The following is a 1,119-nucleotide window of genomic DNA, read 5'->3' on the forward strand; positions in this document are numbered from 1 at the left end:
CGTTGAAGCGGTTCATGAGCGCAATGCGGATATGAACTTCGGCCGTTTGTCTGTCCGGGTCTCGCGAGGCGATCTGTTCGCCGAAGGACTTGAGGTCGAGCAGGTTCAGCGCCACCGGTTCGAGCGAACCTGCGAGCGCATCCTTGCCTCGATCCGACTTCGGACGTGATAGCCGGACCAGTGCTTCCAGTTGGCTCGCCCGAAGCGTTTGCTCGCCCGCAGGATGTCGTTGCGGGGCGAGACAATGTCCGCCATCGGTCCGAGGACAATGGCAAGCGCGGCAGGACAGTCCTCCTTCCACAGGCGTCCGTTCCTGCGGATGGGTATGACGGCGGTGCCGCCGCGATCCACGAGTGCGGTGTGGCAACGCCGGGTGTCGGAGGCACCGTCGCCGGTCACGGTGCCGATCCGTTCATCCGGCGGGATCTGATCCAGCAGGTCAGGCAGACCTGGGCTGTCACCTTCACGGCCTGAGGTGGATTCTCCACCTCGGATGTCACCGGTGGCTGTGTCCATGGCCAGATGGACCTTGCGGTATTGGCGCCTGCGGTGGGTGCCGTGCTTGCGGGCCAGCCATTCGCGTTCATCGGGCTTACGCAGCCCCACTGGGGCCACGGTCCCTCTTCACCCCAGAAACTTGATCCCATTCGGCGCGGCGCTCGGACCGATGGCGCTTGCGCCCCATTGTCGACCAGCAGGTTCAGAGAGCCTGGCGCGCGGCGGTGGGGGATCTGCACAGAAAGGATCTTCTGCCTGCGGCTCAAGGTGGAGAAGTCCGGCACCGGCCGGTCCAGCCCTGCCATCTCCAGGATGCTGGCCACCATCCCTGTGCTTTGCCGCAGCGGCAGGCCGAAGAGCACCTTCACCATCAGGCAGAACTGGATGGCCGCATCGGAGAACACCGGCGGACGGCCAGGTCGTCCCGCCCTGTCCGCCAGCCACCCATGTCCTTGTCCAGCCAGATCAGCAGCGAGCCGCGCCGCCTCAGCGCGTCATTGTAGGACTTCCAGTTCGTCGTGCGGTAGCGTACAGCCTCAGGGTTGCTCATGCATACACGCTTACCCTACCAGCCAGCCCACGTGAATCCCGCGGCAGGCTGGAGTTTTGCAACAACGCCGA

General features: G+C 64.7%; 1 pseudogene. It reads right to left on the reverse strand.

The features are described 5' to 3' along the window. Positions 1-1,048, reverse strand: a pseudogene (locus OC184_RS20290) (IS5 family transposase); the annotation flags it as partial. Between the last annotated feature and the right edge of the window lie 71 nt (positions 1,049-1,119).

Source organism: Paracoccus rhizosphaerae (assembly GCF_026162645.1).
Classification (GTDB): domain Bacteria; phylum Pseudomonadota; class Alphaproteobacteria; order Rhodobacterales; family Rhodobacteraceae; genus Paracoccus; species Paracoccus rhizosphaerae.